The sequence below is a fragment of the Algoriphagus ornithinivorans genome, from assembly GCF_900115305.1.
GTDB classification, from domain to species: Bacteria; Bacteroidota; Bacteroidia; order Cytophagales; family Cyclobacteriaceae; genus Algoriphagus; species Algoriphagus ornithinivorans.
Genome location: NZ_FOVW01000014.1, coordinates 36,381 through 57,994, shown reverse-complemented (window position 1 = coordinate 57,994; position 21,614 = coordinate 36,381). Strand labels below are relative to the sequence as shown.

The window sequence follows — 21,614 nt, the reverse complement described above, 5'->3', positions numbered from 1 at the left end:
TCAGTGAGGTATTATAATTATGGATAAAAATCAAGCGACAGGTTTGATCCTATTTGCGGCGGTAATCCTGATCTATTCCATTTTCTTCGCAAGTGGTCCGGAAGTGCCCGTGACAGAAAACGAAGTGGCTGTTCAAACGGTTGACACCGCTTCAGTTGCAAGCCCAGAGGAGACTCCGGTTTTGGCAGAGAATGACAGCATCGTTGAAGCTGGGAAAGTTGCCAAGTTTGGAGTATTGGCGGGTATGACTCAGGGATCTGAAGAATTAGTCACTCTCGAAAATGATAAAGTTTTCATCAGCATCTCCTCAAAAGGTGGTCTGATTAAAGAAGTTATATTAAAGGAATATAAAAATTGGACTCAGGAACCTTTAAAGCTACTGGATGAGGAATCCTCTAAAATGGATTTCTCTTTGGAAACTAATAGAGGTCCAGTTTATTTAAGCGACTTTTATTTTACCCCAAATGTATCTACTCAGCAGAATGAAGAGGGTGAGACAGTTCACATTCTAACATTAAGTGCTGAAACTTCCAACGGAAAAATCACTCAAAAATATAGCATCACTGATGGTAGTTATGTGGTTGAAAAGAGTTTTGCAATAGAGCGCTTTTCCGGAGTATTTACTTCCAACGCGGTTCAGTTTAGCTGGGAAGATCAGGTAAGAGCACATGAAAGAGACTTGGCTGAGTCCAGAAGAAAAACGCAAGTCAATTATTACACCTCTGCTGGGTCTTACGAAAACCTAGGTGTGAGCGATGATGCAGAAGCCGAGGCAGTTGCTGAACCTGTAAAATGGATTGGTTTTAGCCAACGATTTTTCACTGCAGGAATCATTGCAGACAAGGAGTTTCAGAATGTCAATTTAAATCAAAGCACTCCTTCTGACAGCCTTTTCGTGAGAAATATGGGGGCTAATTTTAGCCTACCACTGGAGAATGGAACCACTTCTTTCAGTTATTATTTCGGACCAGATCAATACAAAACACTCAAGCGAGTAACCGATGGCTTTGAGAAAAACGTAGACATGGGCTACTTTTTTGTAAGCTGGGTGAATAAATACATCATCGTTAATCTTTTCGAATTTCTGGAGAAGTTCTTTGACAACTATGGTGTGATTATCATTCTAATCGTATTGCTCATCAAACTAGCCCTATCGCCACTTACCTATAAATCTTATATAGGAATGGCCAAAATGAGGGTGATCAAACCGGAAATTGATGAATTAAAGGAGAAATACGGAGATGATCCAACTAAAATGCAACAAGAGCAAATGAAGCTTTTCTCGAAATTGGGGGTAAGTCCAATTTCAGGATGTCTTCCGCTTTTGCTTCAAATGCCTTTCCTATTTGCGATGTTCTTCTTCTTCCCAAATGCAATCGAATTAAGGCAAGAGTCTTTCCTTTGGGCTAAAGATTTATCAACCTACGATGAGTTCATCAAGCTGCCATTCACCATTCCGTTTTATGGATCCCATGTCAGTTTGTTTACATTGTTGATGACAGTTTCTCAAATTGTTTATACGCACTTCAACAATCAATTGACTACGGCAACTGGCCCGATGAAAAACTTGGGATATATCATGCCTGTCATGTTTATGTTCATCCTGAACTCCTACCCTGCCGGATTGAGTTTCTACTATTTTGTATCAAACGTGGTAACCTTTGGACAGCAAGCCTTGATCAAGCTATTTGTAGACGATGAAAAAATCCGTCAGAAAGTAGAAGAGAACAAGGTGAAAAATGCCAACAAGAAAAAATCTAAATTTCAGCAGAAATTGGAAGAAGCTATGAAGGCAGCAGATAGCAACAGAAAGAAATAAGATTGGGCCTTCGGGCCCTTTTTTTATATATTGGAAAATGGCAAGATTGAGAAAATCAGTTTTGATCTGAGCCAAAAGAAATACATTCAGTAAAGAAAATTTAACAGGCAAAAACCAAGGACTTATTCCAATAATTAAATCTTTGTAAATCTGAAGATTAGCTCCACAATTATTAAGGTTTAAAAATAGATAATGACATCAATTGTCACAGGGCTTTAATTAAAAAAAGCAATAGACAAGGATAAATAAGACTGGAATTTGCTTAATATTGAGATTAAATTTTAAACTAAACCATGGGAAAAATTATTGCTATTGCCAATCAGAAGGGAGGAGTTGGAAAAACCACCACTGCCATGAATTTGGCTGCCAGTTTAGCGGTGCTGGAGCATAAGACCCTGGTCATCGACGCAGATCCGCAGGCAAATACTACCTCAGGCTTAGGACATGATCCTAAATCCATCAGTACTAGTATCTACGAATGCATGGTGGATGGAATCGATGTAAAGGAAATCATCATCAAGACAGAGATTGAAAACCTGGACTTGGTTCCTTCTCATATTGATTTGGTCGGAGCTGAAGTAGAAATGATCAATATGGACAACAGGGAAGAAAAAATGAAGCACGTCATTTCTTCGCTGAAAGATCTCTATGATTACATCATTATTGACTGTTCTCCTTCCTTGGGATTGATTACTATCAATGCATTAACTGCCGCAAACTCCGTGATCATTCCTGTGCAATGTGAATATTTCGCATTGGAAGGATTGGGGAAATTATTGAATACCATTAAAATCATCCAAACCCGACTCAATCCGGATTTGGAAATAGAAGGTATACTGCTTACCATGTACGATATGAGGTTGAGACTTTCCAACCAAGTGGTTGAAGAAGTTAGATTGCACTTTAAAAACATGGTTTTTGAAACAATCATCCCTCGAAACGTTAGACTTTCCGAGGCTCCAAGTTTTGGAATGCCTGCCATAGCGTTTGACGCTGATGGTAAGGGAGCAGTCGCATATTTAAATCTGGCCAGCGAAATCGCAGAAAAAAACGGCCTACAAAAAGTAAGTTAATCCATGGCTGATCAAAAACCCAATAGAAAAAAAACTGTCCTCGGAAGGGGTTTAGGAGCTTTGCTTGAAGACAGCCCTGCCAAAAATAAATCCGAGGAAATATTACCAGAAGTAATCAAAACAGGGATTTTTGAAATTCCTTTGGATCAGATTCAAGTTAATCCATATCAGCCTAGAACTTATTTTGATAAGGAGGCTTTAGCGGAATTGGCAGAATCCATCAAAATTCAAGGTATCATTCAGCCTATCACAGTTCGTAAACTGGATCAGGACGAATACCAGCTTATTTCCGGAGAAAGAAGATTTCAGGCTTCCAAAATTGCAGGTCTTGAAAGGGTTCCAGCCTATGTGAGAACAGCCAATGATCAGCAAATGCTGGAAATGGCTTTGATTGAAAACATTCAGCGGGAAAATCTAAATGCTCTTGAAATTGCTCATTCCTACCAGAGACTATTGGCAGAATGTGACCTCAAACAAGAACAACTTGGAGAGAGAGTAGGTAAAAACCGAACCACAGTAAATAATTACCTTCGACTTCTAAAATTACCGCCTACGATTCAGGCTGCTATCAGAGATCAACAAATCTCCATGGGACATGCCCGAGCCCTCATCAATATTGAAGATGTGGACAAGCAACTGGCTATTTTCAAAAAGACAGTTGACGAGGAGCTTAGCGTAAGAAAAGTAGAAGCTCTGGTAAAAGCTTTGAACGAGGGAAAACCAGAGAAAAAAGAGAGCTCTAATCTAGATCCGGTTCGTAAATACGAACTCAATAAGATACAGCAGAGATTGGCTTCCCATTTTGGAACCAAAGTAAATCTCAAAACCAATGAAAAAAACAAAGGGGAAATCAAGATTCCTTTTTCCTCTGCTTCCGATCTGAATAGGATTCTGGAAATATTGGAAATAATTTGACCGTGAAAAGTCCTGCTTTTTTTTCACCAACAAAATTCAAATACCCATGGATCATCCTGGGTCTTTTGCTTTTTAGTGCCTTGTCTTTTCAGCCTCTCTGTGCCCAGAATCAAGGTCAACCTGAGGAGCAAAATCAGCGGGATAATGACAGACCGAATTTTTCTTCTCTTCCAAAAAACCCTAGAAAAGCAACCATACTTTCGGCTGTGCTTCCGGGCGCTGGACAGGTTTATAATGGAAAGGCTTGGAAAGTACCTATTTTATACGCTGGCTTTATAACAGATATTTATTTCATAAACTTTAACAACAAGCGGTATCAGGTTTTCCGTCAAGCTTTGTTTAATTTGGACGACGGTGAACCAAATATCTTCCCCAATCTGAACCGACAAGCCTTGGTTAGAAATGTGGATTATTGGAGAAGTAACAGAGATATGACCATCTTATTATTGGGAGCTATTTATGCACTGAATATTATAGATGCAAATGTGGATGCTCATTTATCAGGTTTTGATATCTCAGATGATCTGGCCCTGGGAATAGAGCCGCATTTTGAAACCTTTTCTGCCCAAAATCAATCCTTGGGCATAACCTTAAAGTTAAAATTCAAATAATGAACATATTATTACTAGGATATGGTAAAATGGGACAGCTCATCGGAGAAATAGCTGAATCCAGAGGCCATAACCTCGCAGGAAAGATAAACATTGATAACCGAGAAGACCTTGATCAGCTCAACTCCTCTAACGTGGATGTTGCTATAGAATTCAGTCAACCTGAAGCTGCTGTTGAAAATATCAAATGGTGTCTTGAAAAAGGAATTCCTATTGTATCAGGCACTACAGGTTGGTTATCTCAAAAGCCTGACATCGAAGCAATGACCAAAGAAAAAAACGGCACCTTTTTCTATGCTTCCAATTTCAGTATTGGTGTCAATGTGTTTTTCAAGGTAAATGAATTCTTAGCAAAGCTGATGAATGAAACCTCTGGCTATAAAGCCAGCATAGAGGAAATTCATCATACCGCTAAAAAAGATGCTCCTTCAGGAACTGCAATTACCTTGGCAGAAGGGATATTAAACAATAACAGCAGTCTAAAAGACTGGTATTTATTGGAAGGAAATGGAGAAAAGGAAAATGAATTACCTATCGTCTCCAAACGAATTGACCCTGCTCCCGGGACACATATTATCAGATATCAGTCCGAGATAGATGACATTGAAATTAGCCATACTGCCCATAGCAGACAAGGGTTTGCCCTTGGTGCGATTTTGGTTGCAGAATGGATTAAGGATAAAAAAGGAGTACTTTCCATGAACGACTTTCTGTCTTTTTGAACAAATGAAAAATGAGTACTAAAAAACAAAAGAAATCAGCTGCCCGAGAATGGGTAGACGCCTTGGTATTTGCAGTAGTTGCAGCAAGCTTAATACGCTGGTTATTACTGGAACCTTTTACTATTCCTACCGCTTCGATGGAAAAATCCCTACTAGTTGGTGATTTTCTTTTCGTAAGTAAAATGCACTATGGAACCCGAATTCCTAAAACTCCTTTGCAAGTTCCACTAACACATCAGAAAATTTGGGGAACTGAAATCCCATCTTATTCTGATGCCATTCAGCTCCCCTATTATAGATTACCAGGCTTCTCTGAGGTAAAAAGAAATGACGTTGTAGTTTTTAATTATCCGGTAGAATTTCAATATCCGAATGATTTAAAAACCAATTATATCAAAAGAGCTGTGGGTGTTCCCGGTGATGTAATAGAAGTTAAAAACGGCGATTTATATGTGAATGGTGAGCCTGGAATGCATCCGGAAGAGATGCAATATTCTTATGATGTCATCACGAACAGACCATTGAATCAGGACTTTTTCAATGATTATGGAATTAACCCTGACAGTTACTGGGCTTACACAGATGGTGCAGGATATGTAGTTCATGCTACCGATGTAGTCATTGAAAGACTTAAATCGTCTCCGGTGATAACCAGTGTTACCAAACGAATCAGAGGCATTGGTGCTGAAAGAGGGATTTTCCCAGACGAAACCAAGCTTGCTTGGAACAGAGATCAATTTGGCCCTTTAACCATTCCAGGAGAGGGAATGACCATGGAAATGACTCCAGATAATGTGATTCGCTACGGTTCAACCATCAAAAATTACGAAGGATTGGATCAGGTGGAAATCAGGGGCGAACAATTATTTATTGATGGAAAGCCTGTAGACTCCTACACTTTCACCCAAAACTATTACTTCATGATGGGAGATAATAGACATGATTCTTTGGACTCTAGATACTGGGGATTCACTCCGGAGGATCATGTGGTCGGCAAAGCTTGGTTCTTGTGGCTATCCCTAGATCAATTTGAATCCATGTTCAATAAGATCAGATGGAGCAGAATTTTCAAAGGAATTGATTAAAGATCAAAACCATCAAAAAAGCCTCGGGATTTAGATTTCGAGGCTTTTTTGTTGGAATTGGAGATTAGAGACGAGTTGAAAGATATAGGAATTACAAACAGCAATGAAGACTCTATCCTCATTAAACTTTAAAAATATTGAACATCGAACATCGAATGGTGAATAGCAAAGTATTTCTGGGCAGAGTAGACTTAATTCTAATTCGAGACCTTTTAAGCGAGCTTGTAGATGAACAGTGCCTGCAAGCCGAAAGAGGGAAAGGTGAACTGTTATTGCTTTTTACTCAATTCCACAATTACTCAGTTACTCAATAACCAAATACATTCTCCTCACCAATTGATAGGTCTGATCCCTTTGGAATTCAAATACTCATTAGCTTTGGAGAAATGACCACAACCCAAAAACCCACGATGAGCCGAAAGGGGACTTGGATGTGGAGCTTTTAGAATCAAATGCTTATCAGAGTCAATCAACAGCTCCTTTTTTTGAGCATAGGCTCCCCAAAGTAGAAAAACCACATGCTCCTTTTGATCGCTGATTGCTTGAATCACTGAATCGGTAAATTCCTCCCATCCTTTTTTCTGATGAGAGCCTGCTTGATTCGCCCTTACAGTTAAAGTGGCATTCAGTAAAAACACTCCTTGTTTTGCCCACCTGGACAAATCTCCATTAGCTGGCATATCTTTCCCTAAGTCAGCTTTGATTTCTTTGAAAATATTCAAAAGACTTGGTGGAAAAGGAATACCTGGCTTCACGGAAAATGAAAGACCATGAGCCTGACCTTCTCCATGATAAGGGTCTTGTCCTAAAATCACCACTTTAACTTGATCAAAAGGACAGTAGTCAAATGCATTAAAAATTTCTTTCCCTGGAGGATAAACCTTGGAGGAAGAATACTCGTCTTTTACAAACTGAACTAGCTCATGAAAATAGGCTTGCTGAAAGACAGGGGTTAAAATTTCTTTCCAGCTTGTTTCAATTTTTACATCCATTAGTAATTTTATTGATATTCAAAGAGTTCATTGTATATTTGCTAACTTTTAAAGGCTATAATAATGGTAACTGCAACCACCAACGGAATAGAAGTAAGTGTTGAAGTAACATACCAGGCTGAATTCTCCAGCCCGCTTCAGCATCATTATGTTTTTACTTACAAAGTAACCATTCAAAACAAAAGCGCACAAACCGTCCAATTGTTAAGAAGAAGGTGGGAAATTTCTGATGCAGCTGAAAACACCAAAATCGTAGAAGGAGAAGGAGTAGTTGGTCAACAGCCGACCCTTGAGCCAGGTGAAAGTCATTCTTACGTTTCCGGATGCAATTTAAAGTCCGGTTTGGGAAAAATGAAGGGCGTTTATACCATGCAGAAACTTTTTGATGGAAAAATCCTGGAAGTTGCAGTTCCCGAATTTCAAATGATTGCCAATATTTTCCACAATTAATTTTGTATAGGAAGGTATTTCCACTCCTCGCATATTTCCGATACTGGTTAACAAAAGAAGAGAAGCACTCTCTTCAAAGTCCCGCTGTATTTCAAATTTATACCGGTTTAAAAAGCTTTGTTCAAGGAAGAAAACAGCAGGATCTTGATTTAGAAGACTTACGTAAAGAATTTCTTAGCAGTAAATCATTAGTTCCTGTACTGGATCTAGGTGCCGGATCCAAAAAAGTAAATGGAAAGACCAGACCTATTTCAGAAGTAACTAGGTATTCAACAAGTTCCAGAAAGTTCAACCAGCTCTATCAATACTTTGTAAATTTGACTCCCGCTAAAAAAGTGTTGGAACTAGGAACATGCATGGGTATCAATACCCGATATTTAAGCCGAATCTGCAAAGGAGATGTTTTTACATTTGAAGGGTCAGAAGACTTATTAAATGTGGCTTTTGAGAGAGAAAAGCCCCAAAACCTGCATACCATTTTAGGGGATATAGCTCTAACCCTACCTGAGTTTTTGAAAGAACATACTCCTATTGATTTTGCATTAATAGATGCCAATCATACTTATGAGGGAACCATCAATTCATACAATTTAATCAGTCAACATTTACAAGCTTCAAGTATTGTCGCAGTGGCTGATATCTATTGGTCACCGGAAATGCGGTCCGCCTGGGAAGAAATCAAAAGCCGAAAAGAAGTGACACTTAGTCTGGACTTTTATGAATGCGGAATTTTGATTTTCAATTATCCCGGTAAAAAATCCCACTACGTACTCTCCTACTGAGCTGACAGATTGATGAAAATCTCAGTTCCTCTTCTTGGAGCAATGGAATTAATGCAAAGCTCCAGTTTGTGAATTTTAAAGTATTTTGAAAACAGCGATTGGTATTCCTCCAGACTTCCACCAAAAGGAGGTCCTTGTTTTGAAAATTGCACTCCAAATAACAGACCTACCAAACGGCCACTAGGCTGAAGTAATTCGAGCATCTTTTGGCAATATGCCTCTCTAAGTGCTGGATCCAAAGCACAAAAGAAAGTCTGTTCCACTATCAAATCATATTTTCCTTGATGCTGAAAAAAATCTTGGTGGAAAATTTGAGCTTGGGGAAAATTAGGGTGATTTGTGCTAAATTTTGTTAATGGATCTTTTGAAATATCCAGAATATGTGTGCCCACAAAGCCCTGATCCCATGCATACGCGGCCTCGTAGGCATTTCCTGCACCAGGAATCAGTATACGGCAATTTTTATTCTGAATTTGGTCTAAATATTGTACTATCGGGGTAGATGGATAACCGATGTCCCAGCCGGTGTAGCCTTGTCTATATCGCTCTGTCCAAAAGTCTTCATCTAATTTAATCATCATACAGCCCTATTAAGTCAAACACATGAACAGCAATTTTGAAAAAGAATCTAGCCAAAAAAAGGATCAGGGAAAAAATATTATCATTATAGTCCTTGTTCTCTTGGTCATCATCAGTGGAATTAAATTATACACTGACTATGTAGACCGAACTAAAAAGACGGAGGAGATCCTTCTTCTCTCCACCGAAAACAATGAGTTAAATCAAAGATTGGACTCAGTCACTTACCAACTAAATCTCAGAATTCAGGAAATTGAAAAACTGGGAGGAGATATCGCTGCCTTAGAGCAAGTGAGAGATCAGTTGATTGCAGAAAGAAACTCGGTTAGGCAGAGAAGTGCCAATGAGATCGCTGCTTTGAATAAGAAAATCAACAGCTACTCCGGCTTACTTGAACAGAAGGATCAGGAAATTTTGGAACTGCGAGCGATGAATCAGCAGCTTTATGCAGAAAACCAAGATCTAAAAACTACTCAGGCACAGATAGAGGAAGAAGTAGCCCAGCTCAATATCCAAAAGGAGAATCTGCAAGCAAAGGTCAATGTGGCTTCCATGCTGAAAGCTGAAAACATCGAAATTGCTGCTGTTAATTCCAGAGGAAAAGAGCGCGTAGAGACTACCAAAGATTTTAGAAATCGTCAGATTGAGAAGATCAAGGTAAGTTTCAATTTGGCAGACAATAAGGTAGCTGAAAAAGGCCCTAGAAACGTTTACGTTCAAATCATGGCTCCTAATTCCCAGCCAATCTTTGACGTAGCCAAAGGATCCGGAACTTTCCGTGTCAATGGTGCAGAGCAGTTTTACACGGTGAAGCAGGATATCCTATTTGAAAACTCTGGCGAAACCTTAACATTCTTCTACGAAAAGGGATCAGATTACACTTCTGGCGATCATGAAGTAAGGATATTCGTGGATAATTACTTAGTAGGTTCCAAGACTTTCAGCGTCAAATAAGAGAACTTATTTCAACTTAAGCCTCTTCTTTTCAGGAGAGGCTTTTTTTATGCCATCATGCTATTTTAGAATAGATATTCATTTGGATAACAGAAGTTTTTAACCTACTTTTGCGGTCTGTTTATTCAAATTCCTTAAACACATTAAAAAAATGTTCCAAAGAAATTACGAGACGGTATTCATTTTAACTCCCGTTTTGTCTGATGTTCAGATGAAGGATACTGTCGACAAGTTTGTGAACTTGTTAAAAGAAGAGGGGGCAGATGTAATCAATGTGGAGAACTGGGGTCTGAAGAAAATGGCTTATACCATTGACAAGAAGACAACAGGGTTCTATGTATTAGTTGAGTTCACGGCTGATCCAACTATCATCCGCAAGTTTGAACTTGAGTTCAGACGTGATGAGAAAGTAATGAGATTCCTTACTACTGTTTTGGACAAGCATGCTATTGTTTATGCCGAAAGAAGAAGAAAAGGAGAGTTTAACAAAAAATCAGAAGCTAAGGAGGAGCAAGCCTAATGACACTATTCAACGAGCCAATCAACAGAGGCGAAATCAAGAAAAAGTATTGCCGATTCAAGAAGCACGGCATCAAGTACATCGACTACAAGGATCCTAATTTCTTGTTGAAGTTTGTAAATGAGCAAGGAAAAATCCTTCCTAGAAGACTGACTGGTAACTCTGCAAAATATCAGAGAAAAGTAGCTCAAGCAGTTAAGAAAGCAAGACATTTGGCTTTGTTGCCATTCGTAACCGATGGTTTGAAATAATTCGGTCTTGTATCGTCCAACCAATAAAGATCATTACAAATGGAAATCATATTAAAAACAGACATCAAAGGTCTTGGCTATAAAAATGATTTGGTAAGTGTAAAGCCTGGATACGGCCGAAACTACCTAATCCCTCAAGGCTTCGCGGTACTAGCTACCGGTTCGAACAAGAAAATCCTTGCTGAAAACATAAAGCAGGCAGCTCACAAAGCTGAAAAGATCAAAACTGAAGCTGAGAATATCGCAGCTAAACTTGCTGAAGTAACTTTGGAGATCAAAGCGAAAATCGGTGAGTCAGGAAAAATCTTCGGTAAAGTAACTACTTTACAGATTGCTGACGCTTTGTCTAGCCAAGGATTCGACATCGACAGAAAGAAAATCTCTATCAATACTCCAGTAGACGGAGCAGGAGAATTCACTGCAGAGGTTGATCTTCACAGAGAAGTTAAAACTGACGTTAAATTTGTAGTAGTAGCTGAATAAGCAATACTCAGAAAATAGAAAAGCTCGCCAATTGGCGAGCTTTTTTTGTTTGGATTAGTTTAGAAATTTTTCCAAATCCTCCACTAGTTTCTTAGAGACAGCACGGCTGTTTTTCTCTCTTACTTCTTTGAAAAGTTCTACAGCCTTCTGGCTCTTTTCAATCAAACCAACTGGATTCTGATCATACTTGTAGCTATTCCAGCACCAAGATAATTCAGCAGCCAAAGAATCACCGATCTTTAACTTCTCCAGTTTGCTAACCGTTTCGATCACGGTTTTTTCCATCTTTTCTGTTTGCATGGTTTAATAAGGTTTGTGTTTTCTTAAAATTTGAAACAAATCACGGTATTTATTTTAAAATTAACAAAATAAGTATCGAAAATTTAACACAATCACAATTTTCAATCGATTTCGAGATATATTTTTCAATCGATTTTTCCCAAAAGCGCCCAATAAATCCTCCGCATTTCAAAAAATTTCCTCCTGTTATTCAGCACCTTTGGAATAAAGCCAAAATTCTTCCGAAAGGGATTTGGAAAAAAAAGAATGGAATTCTACCTTTGTGACACTTTAAGGAAAGCAGAAGCGTTTTCCACCTAAATTGACCCATGGTGTAACTGGCAACACGTCTGATTTTGGTTCAGAAGAGTCTAGGTTCGAGCCCTAGTGGGTCAACAAAAAAGCCTCATTTCGAAAGATTTGAGGCTTTTTTGATTTTTATAGCTGAAACTATTGAGTCAATAGGCGTAACCTGAAAGCATTCATAGCATTTCTCCCCAACTGTTCAGTAAGCCTATAATTGGCGATTGCTCCGACACCTGCTCCTATCAAAGGGATCAATTGAGCTAATTTGGCCAGATCTATATAATCGCGGTAATCTAACTGGAAGGTCTTCCAGTCAAACTCATCCATGCTTGCTGGTAAGGATTCCTTATAGGATTCCCAGTTTTCTATCAGCTCTATCAGATTATTTTTTCTTTGCTGACTGGAAAAAGTTAACTGGAAAACATAAAGCAAAAACAATCGCTCCTGATACTCTTTAGTATTCACTCCGTAAAGTGCCGCTATATCGAAGAGCATTTTCATTTTAATAGTCAGGAATGCGGGGAAATCAGCGAAGCCCATGAGTATTCCTCCCGCACCTGTTACAGCACCTTCCACCGAGGCTGTATTTCTATACCATTTGATTCTATTTCGCACCTTAAATTCCCTCACCTTAAATGGCATATTTTCTTCAGGTCTAGGTACAATCCAAGAGGATCCTGTTGAAACAGCCTTAACCATATTTTCAATAGCTGAGGTGATAGCCTTGTGCACTTTTTCAGGAATCCAATCATTTATTTTCTTCTGAACTCCATGCGTCATCTTACTTCCCAGCGAAGGAGGCTTCTTCATTTGAAACAGCCAAGAACCAACCTCAGCTTGTATGTACTGATCATAATTATCCATGCAAACTTTTCATACCAATTCATGTTATTCAAGGTATCAATTCCAAAACAATCATCCCATGATCAAGCCAGTTTATTTACTTATTTTAAGCCTGATTGGAGCTCTTTATTTCGGTAATGAAACCAAACCAGCTCAAGACCCTTTCAGCTCCATCACACTTTGCCATAATCCCTCGGATGATATGGCGCAATTCATTGATGCTCCTGGGTTCCTTTCTTTTCATCCTTCTCCTAATGCAATAAATTTCGATGGAGCTGGGGATATGATCAGCTTTCCAACTCCAGATGGAGAAGATGCCAATGCATACTTCATTCCTGCTGAAAACCCTTCAGATCAATGGCTATTCGTGTACCAAGAATGGTGGGGACTGAACGATCATATCAAAAAAGAAGCAGATAAATTCTATGCTGATTTAGGAAAGTCAGTCAATGTACTGGCATTGGATATGTACGATGGAAAAGTGACCAGTAATCCCCAAGAGGCTGGTCAATTCATGCGAAATGTGAAAGAAGAAAGGCTACAAAACATTGTAAAAGGGGCTTTGATGCATGCAGGTGAAAATGCTGAAATAGCAAATGTAGGCTGGTGCTTCGGAGGAAGTTGGTCTTTGAAGTCCGCACTTTTGACAGGCTCTCAAAATATTGGATCCGTCATGTATTACGGCATGCCTGTCAGAGATGTGGAAACATTGAAAACACTTAACTCAGATGTGCTGGGACTATTTGCCACAGAAGAATATATATCCAAGGAAATCATAGAAGACTTTGCTTCAAAAATGCAGCAGGCAGACAAGAAGTTGACTTACAAAATCTTTCCGGCAGTTCATGGCTTTTCAAACCCAAGCAATCCAAAATATGATCCCGAAGCAAGTAAAGAAGCTTATGAAATGGCTATTACTTACTTGAAAAACAAATTTCAGCGATAATTGAAATGAAAGAATAGGCAGAGTTAAGCAACACTTTGCCTATTCTTCATCAAAACCCGGTCTGATAAACTGATCCAAGTTCGGAAACTCCTTCTCCAATAACTTTCTGCTTTTTTCCAGAAGCGCCAAGATTTCCACGATTCTATCTTGATCCTCTTGCATCTGATTTAACAAATGGATCCATGCCTGCATGCTTCTTTCTATTGCGATTTTGGTGATTTTTGCTGTTCCATTATAGGATTTTTCTGACTCTGGATACTCATCCCAAAAATCTTCCTGTTTCTCCTTGAGTGCTCTGCTACTTTTTACATGGATAAAAAACAAGTACCAATGTATCACCTCTACAGCCTCACTTAAGGCAATGACTTTATCTTCAGCTTCAGAAATAGTAATCAGGCCTAACTCCCCTTTTTCCTCCAGCTTAGAAATAAATGCTTTGAAGCTATCCGATTCCAACCAGGCTCTAGCCGTTTTCAGATAGCTATTAGTTACTTGATACAGGGCTTCCTCCCCAACTTTATACTCTTCTTCTTCCTCCTCTTCCAAGGGTATTTCCTCTTCTATTTCATCCAAATTTATTCCGAATTCTTCAGCTGTATTTTTGAGTAAATCAATTGTTTCTTGAAAACATTGAGAAAGATTCTCCCAAAACTCCTCAGGTTCGGAATTGCTCGTGTTTTCTGTTTTTTCATAGACTCTACAGCGGGAAGTAAAAGAGCAACGTTCACACCATCGATCACACCAATTATAAATGCCAGGTATAAAATTCGAATCCATCTCTTAATTTTTTCTTTTAAGATAAAAAATGAATTTCAAAAAATAAGGCCATACCGAAAATCGATATGGCCTTCTTAAGAATTTTTAGATTAATTACTTGTATAGCCCGTTGAAAAGCATCTTAAATGTTCCATGGGATTGAGCTCTGAAAGTAATCTCAGGACCGAAAGCATAGAGCTTCCCTTTCCCGATTTTAGCTTCAAATGCTGTCACTCCATTTTTCAGGTAGGATTGACCCCAAGCCCAACCACTTCTTAGTGGTTCTTCTTCTCCAAACCAAGCAATAGCTTTTACTCCTTGGTTTGCCGCTTCAGGATCCAATCTGAAGACAGGAGACCTATTAAACATGATGTAGGACTTCTCTCCCATTCCATAATTGATCGGCTGGCTATTATCCACATGCATTTCCAAGACAGAACCCGGGATGTAATATTTTTCCCCTGATAGAGGAGTTTCCTTCCCATCTGATCCCATCTCTACCAAGGCATCAGAAACCGGAAGACCGAGATGAAAAGCCAATTCCGTAGCTGAACCTACAGTCAAGACTTCTCCTCCGTTTTCCAAGAAAGCTTTAATCTGTGGTAAGGATTTTTCAGCTGAGAAATTCCCAAGCATGTGGTGGTATTGAGGGTCAATTTCAGAAGAATCCGGCTGAGATCTTCCACCACCTCTGCTTCCTACAGAAGGTATGCCCGGACCGATAAACAATAACACATCATACTTGTCTTTAAGATTGCCCTGATCAATTTCAAGAGGGAAGACTTGCTTGTAATCAAAATGGAATTGCTCCAACATCCATCTCACCCAACCGGAAGGCATTGAACCCCCATAATAATCGTATAGCCCAATTCTAGCAGGCTTGATTTCTGTCGCTCCTTTAGGCATGGACGCTGGCTTGGCATAGACTCCATATTCTTGAGCTGCTTTTTCCAACATCTTTTTACCTGATGAACCTACATAAAAGGATCCCGCAGGCAAACCATTTACTTCTTGCTGAGTTCTGTACACTTTTACTTTTGCCTTCAGTAAATCATTGACTGCCATGAATGCATTATTCCCTCTGATATCGATTAGATAACCAGATCCATTTGCCAGCGGCTTGGCTGGTGGGGTCTGAATTTGTCCGTAAGGGACTTGCTCAAATGGCCCATCAAAGTCTTGCATGATCCTATCAATTTCCGAACCCATCTGAAATGCCAATGTCCAACCAGCAGCATCATAAGGCCTAATTGGAGGACCTCCAGGATACAGGAAGTCATTTGGATGATCTTGTGGTTCAAACATATCTAAGACATGCGGTCTAAAGGCCTGATCCGTCTTTACAACATAAGAGCCTACAGGGTAGGATTTCCCATTTACTGAAAAATCAGCAGTTGCCTTTTCGACTCTTATTCCTGATTTAATCAATGCATTTAAAAACTTGATGGCAGTAGGAAAATCGGCCTGGTCTGCCGGAAGAATATAGCCATAAGGATCTTTTCGGGCAGGATCCTGGTACACCTGCTCATAAAATTCAACTGGCAAGCCGGATCTCCAACCTGTAGGCCTTTTTGCTTTGCCTTCTTTTCTGGCTTTTTCAAAAGCGTCTTCTATGGCCTGTGCGTTTTTTGGATATAAAGTCCAAGTATCTTTTTGACCTTTCTCGATTGATCTTCTGCCCATCAGATAAATGTTTCTCAAAAGTTCATCACCATGTCTAACAGCGTGATTTAGAATCGCATAATTCAAGGACACTGAATACTCTATGGAAGACTTAAAATGCCATTCTCTAGGAGTGATTGGGTAAGGTGTTCCATTATTTGGAATTAGCCTTTCCGGCACCAGAGGAACCTCAGATGGTGTAGGATTTCCAATAATTTCGGTCAAAATACCAATTTGATTATGATAATAAGGAGTAGTTCTTAAGCCGCCATTCCACCAAGTAGAGAACACTGATCCATCCAATCTGGTATATCCGGGTCTATCTTCTTGATGCAGGCGATTAATCATAGCAGCCCCCACAGCATCCAAGCTGGTGATAATTAGCGGATCAAAAACATGGTTGAAAGGATCTCGGTAAGGTGGTCCTGCTACGACTGTCCCTGCAGGACCTGACTGATGGTGATTGTAAATAATTTGAGGAATCCATTCCACATATTGCTGAAGTGACATATTAGTCGCCTCAGACATATTATTCATGTAAAAATCACGGTTATTGTCATGCCCTACATATTTTTGATAAAGAACCGGAATGTTCTGATCTCTTTTTGTTGGGTCTTCTTTTCTCATATACCAATCCGACATGATTTCCATTCCATCAGGGTTGGCATGTACCAAAAGAATAATCACTTCATCCAAAATTTTGAGAGTTTCCTCATCATTTCTGGATGCTAGTTCATAGAGCGTTTGAATTAATTGATGGGGGCCCACCACCTCATTGGCATGAAGTCCACCATCGATCCAAACCACGGGCTTACCTTCTGAGATTAATGCTTCAGCTTCCTCTCTAGTAATTTCAGCATGAGCAAGTTTTTGAGAAATTTCTTTATACCTGGCAAGCTGAGGAAAATTCTTTGGGGCTGTAACAATAAGCATGGGTTGCTCTCTGCCAAATTCCGTTTTTCCAATACTTGTCATTTGCACTCGATCAGAGGCATCTGCTACTTTTTTAAAATAGGCTTCTGTTTGGCTGAAATTTGCCAATTTGTAATCGTCCCCGATTTCAAAGCCAAAATGTGATTTGGGAGTTGGGACCTGCTGGGCATGAACTTGAATGATCAAGAATGAAAACAGCAGACCCCAAAGGGTAATTTTACTTCTCATAAATTTCAGATTGGTGGACAATGTATTTTGCTCTAAAATAAGATTAAAAAGAGAGCTACTCAGGAGAAAGTCGCTCATTCGTCTAATTTTTACAGGATCGGAGTTTAAGAGAGATTACCTTCCGCCCCACTTATCAAAATAATATTCGGATTAAAGCTATCCCAACTTCCCAACCCATCAAAAATTATTACTTTTGCAATGAAATCCTTATCAAAACTTCCTCCTTAAAACCAAGACTTCATGATATCTGAGGTAAAAATATTTGCAGGGTCCAACACTCAAAATCTCGCTGAAAAAATCGCTAAGAATTATGGTAAAAAACTGGGTGACATCACGCTCTCCAAGTTTAGTGATGGGGAAATGTCCCCAAGCTTTAATGAGTCAATCCGAGGTTGTACCGTCTTTGTCATCCAAAGCACCACACCTCCGAGCGATAATATCCTAGAGCTTTGCTTGATGATAGACGCTGCCAAAAGAGCAAGTGCTTACAAGGTGGTAGCAGTGATCCCTTACTTCGGGTATGCAAGGCAAGACAGAAAAGATAGGCCAAGAGTTTCTATTGCTGCCAAGTTGATTGCAAATATGCTTACCTCGGCTGGAGCTGACAGAATTGTGACTTGCGATCTGCATGCTGGTCAAATTCAGGGATTTTTTGATATACCATTGGATCATTTGAATGGATCAGCTATCTTTGCACCCTATTTGAGCATGCTCAACCTTCCGGATATGATTTTCGCAGCTCCGGATATGGGCGGTGTAGCCAGAGCAAGGGCTTATGCCAAGCATTTTGAAGTAGAAATGGTAGTCTGTGATAAGCACAGAAAAAGAGCCAACGAGATTGCCTCTATGCAGGTAATCGGGGATGTAGAAGGAAAGGATGTGATTTTGGTAGATGATTTGGTTGATACAGCGGGAACGCTTTGTAAGGCCGGAGAAATCATCATGGCGAAAGGAGCTAAATCTGTTAGAGCCATTGTAACACATGGTGTCCTGTCAGGAAAAGCTTATGAAAACATCGAGAATTCTGTTTTGGATGAATTGGTAATCACTGATACCATTCCTTTGAAGCAAAAATCATCCAAAATCAGAGTACTGACAGTAGCAGACCTATTCGCCAAAGCAATTCATGCAGTGACAGGGAATACTTCCATCAGTTCTTTATTTATCTAAGAACCAATTTTAAATAAAATACATATGAAAACGATTGAGATTATAGGGTTTAAAAGAGCAAATCTCGACAATCAAAGTTTGAATGAGATCAGAGAATCCGGTAACGTACCTTGTGTGGTTTACGGACCAGGTATCCCTGAGCAAATTCACTTCTACAGTCCGATTATCCTTTTCCGTGACTTGATTTACACTCCGGAAGTTCACTTGGTAGAGTTAAATATCGAAGGTACTATCGTAAAGGCAGTATTGAAAGATGCTCAATTCCACCCAGTAAGTGATGCATTGCTTCACGTAGACTTCATGGCTTACACTGAAGACAGAGATATCAAATTTGAAATCCCTGTGAAAGTTGTAGGAAGCTCTCCAGGCTTAGCAAAAGGGGGTAAATTGGAAATGAAAACCAGATCTTTGAAAGTAAAAGGTTTGGCAAACAACTTCCCTGATTTCATTGAAGTTGATATTTCCAACTTGGATCTTGGAAAATCATTCAAAGTGAGTGAATTGAAGCCAGAAGGATTTGAAATCCTTACTAGCCCAAATGTTTCTGTAGTTACCATCGGTATCCCAAGAGCATTGAGAGGCAAGAAAGGCGAAGAATAATTCATAGAGCATTTCTTAAAATCCTGCCCTCAAAGGCAGGATTTTTTATTTTTAAGCCAAATTTGAATCATGAAATATCTAATAGTAGGCTTGGGCAACATAGGGCCTGAATATGAGCTGACTCGACATAATATTGGATTTCTGACAATAGATCGACTGGCAGATCAATACGATGCCAAATGGGAAAGTGGCAGGTTGGCATTTAAGTCCGAATTCAAATACAAGGGACGAACAATCCATCTTATCAAACCCACTACTTACATGAATCTCAGTGGTAAGGCTGTAAATTATTGGATGAAGGAGCTCTCAATTCCCAAAGAAAATATTCTGGTCTTAGTTGATGAGGTAGCCATCCCTTTTGGAAAACTCAGAATGCGAGCAAAAGGAAGTGCCGCAGGTCATAATGGTTTGAAAAATATTGAAGCTTTGACCGGAGGACAGGATTATCCTAGGCTTAGAATGGGGATAGGTGACGATTTCCCGAAAGGACGTCAGGTTGACTATGTGTTAGGCAAATTCAAGCAGGAGGAATTTGATCACCTTCCGGAAATCATGGATAAGGCCATTGACATGGTTTTGGGTTTTTGTACTATTGGAATAGCCCAAACTATGACTCAGTATAATGATTGATTTTTTTATTTGGATTTGAATCCCTTACGCTATTTATTTGTAGCACTTCAGGCAACTGATTTATAAAGAAGAGGCGAGAGACTAGGCTCTGAGACCCTCTGGCAACCATCCGGTTTAGATAAAGGAAAGGTGCCAAATCCTACCCGATGCGGGAACTATAAATTGGCATTAACTCATCCTTATTCCTTTTTAGTTCGAATCTGACTCGGGTAGATCTATCGGTTTACTGAATAACCTTAAATCTATTTAGACTATGAGTCAACATTTCGAGACCAATTCCATCAGGATCAACCCCTCCAAGTCCAATCAAAAGGAACATTCCTCTCCTATTTATTTGACTTCAAGCTTTACTTTCGATTCTGCAGAAGAAGCAAGAGCAACATTTGCAGACGAAATTGAGGGCAATATTTACTCCAGATATGCCAATCCCAATTCCTCTGACTTGATTGAAAAAGTCTGCGCTGCTGAAGGCACGGAAGATGGAATAGCAACCGCTTCCGGGATGGCAGCCATGTTTGGAAGTATAGCATCACTTTTACAGCAAGGCGATCATGTATTAGCTGCCCGATCTCTTTTTGGGTCAACCCACCAGTTATTGACGAGGGTGTTCCCGAAATGGGGAATTACCTCTACCTATGGAGATATCTCGGACTATTTAAATTGGGAAAAGCTTGTACAACCTAATACCAAAATGCTATTCATAGAAACTCCATCCAATCCAGGACTAGAGATTATTGACTTGGAGTGGGCTGGAAATTTTGCTAAAGCACATAATCTGATTTTGGTTGTCGACAATTGTTTTGCAACTCCCTATCTGCAACAGCCAGCCAAGTGGGGGGCACATATTGTTACGCATTCAGCTACGAAGTATATAGATGGACAAGGAAGGGTTTTGGGAGGCTTAATACTTGGCACACAGGAATTAATCAAGGAGGTTCAGTTTTTCACGCGTCACACTGGACCAGCCATATCTCCTTTCAATGCCTGGATACTATCCAAAAGCATGGAAACATTGGGAGTTAGAATGGATAGACATTGCAGCAATGCGCTAAAAGTTGCTGAATACTTTGAAGGTAATTCTCAACTCAATGCGGTCAAATATCCATTTTTAAAATCCCATCCTCAATATGATTTGGCCGTAAAGCAAATGAGTCAGGGAGGAGGTATCATCACTTTAGACTTAAAAGGAGGGGTAGAAAGAGCCCAAAGCTTTATCGATGAACTGAAAATGATTTCTGTTACTGCCAATTTGGGAGACAGTAGAAGCATCATCACCCACCCTGCATCTACCACCCACAGCAAGCTTTCGGAGGAGGAGAGAGAAAGAGTGGGAATTAGCAATGGATTGATTCGCCTTTCTGTTGGATTAGAGCATTATGAAGACATTATTGCTGATGTAGAAAGAGCCTTGGATCTTAGTAGAAAGTAAAAATAAAAAGGTTGTCTCTCGACAACCTTTTTACATATCTACCAGGTTGTATGTTTGAGTTTAGGAAAAGCACGTATTACATCTGAAAGACTTATTTGACCTATTAACCTTCCATCCTTCAAAACAGGAAATCTTCTAATTTTTAGTTCTAAAAATTTTCCTGCAGCATCAAATAATGATAAATCAGGAGTTAGGGTAATCACATCTCGGGTCATATACTCACTTACCTTTCCGGGAAACCCAGGGGTATTGGTATATTTTCCTTTGATTATTTCCCGAAGACAATCGACCTCAGAAATAATCCCAACCAAACCTCCAGACTCATCGACCACAGGCGCTCCGGAAATTTTTTTCTTAGTCAAAACTTCCATTACCTTATCTATAGTGTCATTCGGCCCGAATGTCACAAGGTTGGTACTCATATGATCTTTTACCAAAATTTGATGAATAGGAGACTTCTTTGGTTCTACTTCCCTTACTCCTTGAAAACTTTTTACCATAGTCGAAAGAATTTTAGATGAACTAATAAGATACTGAAATTTAATGAATTTTAAAACTCAGTATTGATAAAAAGATATATTACAATTTATTATTCC

At 39.4% G+C, this 21,614-nt stretch carries 24 protein-coding genes, 1 tRNA gene and 1 riboswitch; of the genes, 18 read left to right on the top strand and 7 right to left on the bottom strand.

The features are described 5' to 3' along the window. The first annotated feature begins 19 nt into the window (after nt 1–19). The 6 genes from yidC (at nt 20) to lepB (ending at nt 6,225) form a co-directional block, all read left to right on the top strand. The gene (gene yidC, locus BM073_RS17580; protein ID WP_091655644.1) at nt 20–1,819 is read left to right on the top strand and encodes a membrane protein insertase YidC; all 1,800 of its coding nucleotides are present in this window, start codon (nt 20–22) and stop codon (nt 1,817–1,819) included. Between the two features lie 293 nt (nt 1,820–2,112). Then, nucleotides 2,113–2,892, top strand: coding sequence for a ParA family protein (locus tag BM073_RS17575; RefSeq protein WP_091655643.1), 780 nt, complete (start codon nt 2,113–2,115; stop codon nt 2,890–2,892). 3 nt (nt 2,893–2,895) lie between these two features. Further along, the gene (locus BM073_RS17570; RefSeq protein ID WP_091655642.1) at nt 2,896–3,807 is read left to right on the top strand and encodes a ParB/RepB/Spo0J family partition protein; all 912 of its coding nucleotides are present in this window, start codon (nt 2,896–2,898) and stop codon (nt 3,805–3,807) included. Nucleotides 3,808–3,809: 2 nt separating this feature from the next. Beyond that, nucleotides 3,810–4,418 carry a DUF5683 domain-containing protein gene (locus BM073_RS17565; RefSeq protein WP_245756458.1) on the top strand — a complete coding sequence of 203 codons (609 nt, stop codon included), beginning with the start codon at nt 3,810–3,812 and terminating at the stop codon, nt 4,416–4,418. Continuing rightward, entirely contained in the window at nt 4,418–5,140 is a 723-nt protein-coding gene (dapB, locus tag BM073_RS17560; protein ID WP_091655641.1) for a 4-hydroxy-tetrahydrodipicolinate reductase, read from the top strand. The genes BM073_RS17565 and dapB overlap by 1 nt, the downstream gene beginning before the upstream one ends. An 11-nt stretch (nt 5,141–5,151) precedes the next feature. Beyond that, on the top strand, nt 5,152–6,225 hold the full coding sequence (gene lepB / locus BM073_RS17555) for a signal peptidase I (protein ID WP_091655640.1): 1,074 nt from the start codon (nt 5,152–5,154) through the stop codon (nt 6,223–6,225). A 329-nt stretch (nt 6,226–6,554) separates the two neighbouring features. Here lepB and ung read toward each other — a convergent pair whose 3' ends face one another. Next, entirely contained in the window at nt 6,555–7,217 is a 663-nt protein-coding gene (gene ung, locus BM073_RS17550) for a uracil-DNA glycosylase (RefSeq protein ID WP_091655639.1), read from the bottom strand. Between the two features lie 63 nt (nt 7,218–7,280). Here ung and apaG point away from each other — a divergent pair, with 63 nt between their 5' ends. Both apaG and BM073_RS17540 read left to right on the top strand, forming a co-directional pair. Further along, nucleotides 7,281–7,667: a Co2+/Mg2+ efflux facilitator ApaG/CorD gene (gene apaG, locus BM073_RS17545; protein WP_091655638.1), complete on the top strand. Its 387-nt coding sequence runs from the start codon at nt 7,281–7,283 to the stop codon at nt 7,665–7,667. A gap of 2 nt (nt 7,668–7,669) precedes the next feature. After that, nucleotides 7,670–8,449 carry an O-methyltransferase gene (locus BM073_RS17540; RefSeq protein WP_091655637.1) on the top strand — a complete coding sequence of 260 codons (780 nt, stop codon included), beginning with the start codon at nt 7,670–7,672 and terminating at the stop codon, nt 8,447–8,449. Here the strand turns inward: BM073_RS17540 and BM073_RS17535 are convergent. Then, nucleotides 8,443–9,030 carry a class I SAM-dependent methyltransferase gene (locus BM073_RS17535; RefSeq protein ID WP_217643124.1) on the bottom strand — a complete coding sequence of 196 codons (588 nt, stop codon included), beginning with the start codon at nt 9,028–9,030 and terminating at the stop codon, nt 8,443–8,445. The two genes, BM073_RS17540 and BM073_RS17535, sit on opposite strands and share 7 nt — an antisense overlap. A 22-nt stretch (nt 9,031–9,052) precedes the next feature. On the opposite strand from BM073_RS17535, the gene BM073_RS17530 reads away from it, so the two are divergent. From BM073_RS17530 to rplI, 4 genes are all read left to right on the top strand, one after another. Further along, entirely contained in the window at nt 9,053–9,982 is a 930-nt protein-coding gene (locus BM073_RS17530) for a DUF8428 domain-containing protein (protein ID WP_091655636.1), read from the top strand. Between the two features lie 151 nt (nt 9,983–10,133). Next, nucleotides 10,134–10,502, top strand: coding sequence for a 30S ribosomal protein S6 (gene rpsF, locus BM073_RS17525; protein WP_091655635.1), 369 nt, complete (start codon nt 10,134–10,136; stop codon nt 10,500–10,502). Further along, complete coding sequence (rpsR, locus tag BM073_RS17520) at nt 10,502–10,753, top strand: 30S ribosomal protein S18 (RefSeq protein ID WP_026955569.1); 252 nt, start codon at nt 10,502–10,504, stop codon at nt 10,751–10,753. Before rpsF ends, rpsR begins: the two co-directional genes overlap by 1 nt. Nucleotides 10,754–10,792: 39 nt before the next feature. Next, nucleotides 10,793–11,236 (top strand): 50S ribosomal protein L9, encoded by a 444-nt coding sequence (rplI, locus tag BM073_RS17515; protein WP_091655634.1) that lies wholly within the window; start codon nt 10,793–10,795, stop codon nt 11,234–11,236. Nucleotides 11,237–11,290: 54 nt separating this feature from the next. Here the strand turns inward: rplI and BM073_RS17510 are convergent, their stop codons facing one another. Then, nucleotides 11,291–11,536 (bottom strand): hypothetical protein, encoded by a 246-nt coding sequence (locus BM073_RS17510; protein WP_091655633.1) that lies wholly within the window; start codon nt 11,534–11,536, stop codon nt 11,291–11,293. 302 nt (nt 11,537–11,838) lie between these two features. Here BM073_RS17510 and BM073_RS17505 point away from each other — a divergent pair. After that, nucleotides 11,839–11,911 (top strand) — tRNA-Gln (locus BM073_RS17505). A gap of 54 nt (nt 11,912–11,965) precedes the next feature. On the opposite strand, the gene BM073_RS17500 is transcribed toward BM073_RS17505, so the two are convergent. Continuing rightward, nucleotides 11,966–12,685 carry an EcsC family protein gene (locus tag BM073_RS17500; RefSeq protein WP_091655632.1) on the bottom strand — a complete coding sequence of 240 codons (720 nt, stop codon included), beginning with the start codon at nt 12,683–12,685 and terminating at the stop codon, nt 11,966–11,968. A 58-nt stretch (nt 12,686–12,743) separates the two neighbouring features. On the opposite strand from BM073_RS17500, the gene BM073_RS17495 reads away from it, so the two are divergent. Beyond that, nucleotides 12,744–13,610 (top strand): dienelactone hydrolase family protein, encoded by an 867-nt coding sequence (locus BM073_RS17495; RefSeq protein ID WP_091655666.1) that lies wholly within the window; start codon nt 12,744–12,746, stop codon nt 13,608–13,610. A 39-nt stretch (nt 13,611–13,649) separates the two neighbouring features. On the opposite strand, the gene BM073_RS17490 is transcribed toward BM073_RS17495, so the two are convergent. Both BM073_RS17490 and BM073_RS17485 read right to left on the bottom strand, forming a co-directional pair. Further along, on the bottom strand, nt 13,650–14,387 hold the full coding sequence (locus tag BM073_RS17490; protein WP_091655631.1) for a hypothetical protein: 738 nt from the start codon (nt 14,385–14,387) through the stop codon (nt 13,650–13,652). A gap of 93 nt (nt 14,388–14,480) precedes the next feature. Continuing rightward, the gene (locus BM073_RS17485; RefSeq protein ID WP_091655630.1) at nt 14,481–17,189 is read right to left on the bottom strand and encodes a M14 family metallopeptidase; all 2,709 of its coding nucleotides are present in this window, start codon (nt 17,187–17,189) and stop codon (nt 14,481–14,483) included. A 243-nt stretch (nt 17,190–17,432) separates the two neighbouring features. Here BM073_RS17485 and BM073_RS17480 point away from each other — a divergent pair, with 243 nt between their 5' ends. The 4 genes from BM073_RS17480 to BM073_RS17465 all read left to right on the top strand — a co-directional run bounded on the left by BM073_RS17480 (nt 17,433) and on the right by BM073_RS17465 (nt 21,018). After that, nucleotides 17,433–18,359, top strand: a complete 927-nt coding sequence (locus tag BM073_RS17480) for a ribose-phosphate pyrophosphokinase (RefSeq protein WP_091655665.1) — start codon at nt 17,433–17,435, stop codon at nt 18,357–18,359. A 24-nt stretch (nt 18,360–18,383) separates the two neighbouring features. Next, nucleotides 18,384–18,959 carry a 50S ribosomal protein L25/general stress protein Ctc gene (locus BM073_RS17475; protein WP_091655629.1) on the top strand — a complete coding sequence of 192 codons (576 nt, stop codon included), beginning with the start codon at nt 18,384–18,386 and terminating at the stop codon, nt 18,957–18,959. 69 nt (nt 18,960–19,028) lie between these two features. Further along, complete coding sequence (pth, locus tag BM073_RS17470) at nt 19,029–19,589, top strand: aminoacyl-tRNA hydrolase (protein WP_091655628.1); 561 nt, start codon at nt 19,029–19,031, stop codon at nt 19,587–19,589. A 57-nt stretch (nt 19,590–19,646) separates the two neighbouring features. Further along, nucleotides 19,647–19,753: riboswitch (SAM riboswitch) on the top strand. Between the two features lie 89 nt (nt 19,754–19,842). Continuing rightward, a complete protein-coding gene (locus tag BM073_RS17465) occupies nt 19,843–21,018 on the top strand; it encodes a trans-sulfuration enzyme family protein (RefSeq protein WP_091655627.1) in 1,176 nt (391 codons plus the stop codon). A gap of 38 nt (nt 21,019–21,056) precedes the next feature. On the opposite strand, the gene BM073_RS17460 is transcribed toward BM073_RS17465, so the two are convergent. Then, nucleotides 21,057–21,518, bottom strand: coding sequence for a CBS domain-containing protein (locus tag BM073_RS17460; protein WP_091655626.1), 462 nt, complete (start codon nt 21,516–21,518; stop codon nt 21,057–21,059). Nucleotides 21,519–21,614: the final 96 nt, after the last annotated feature.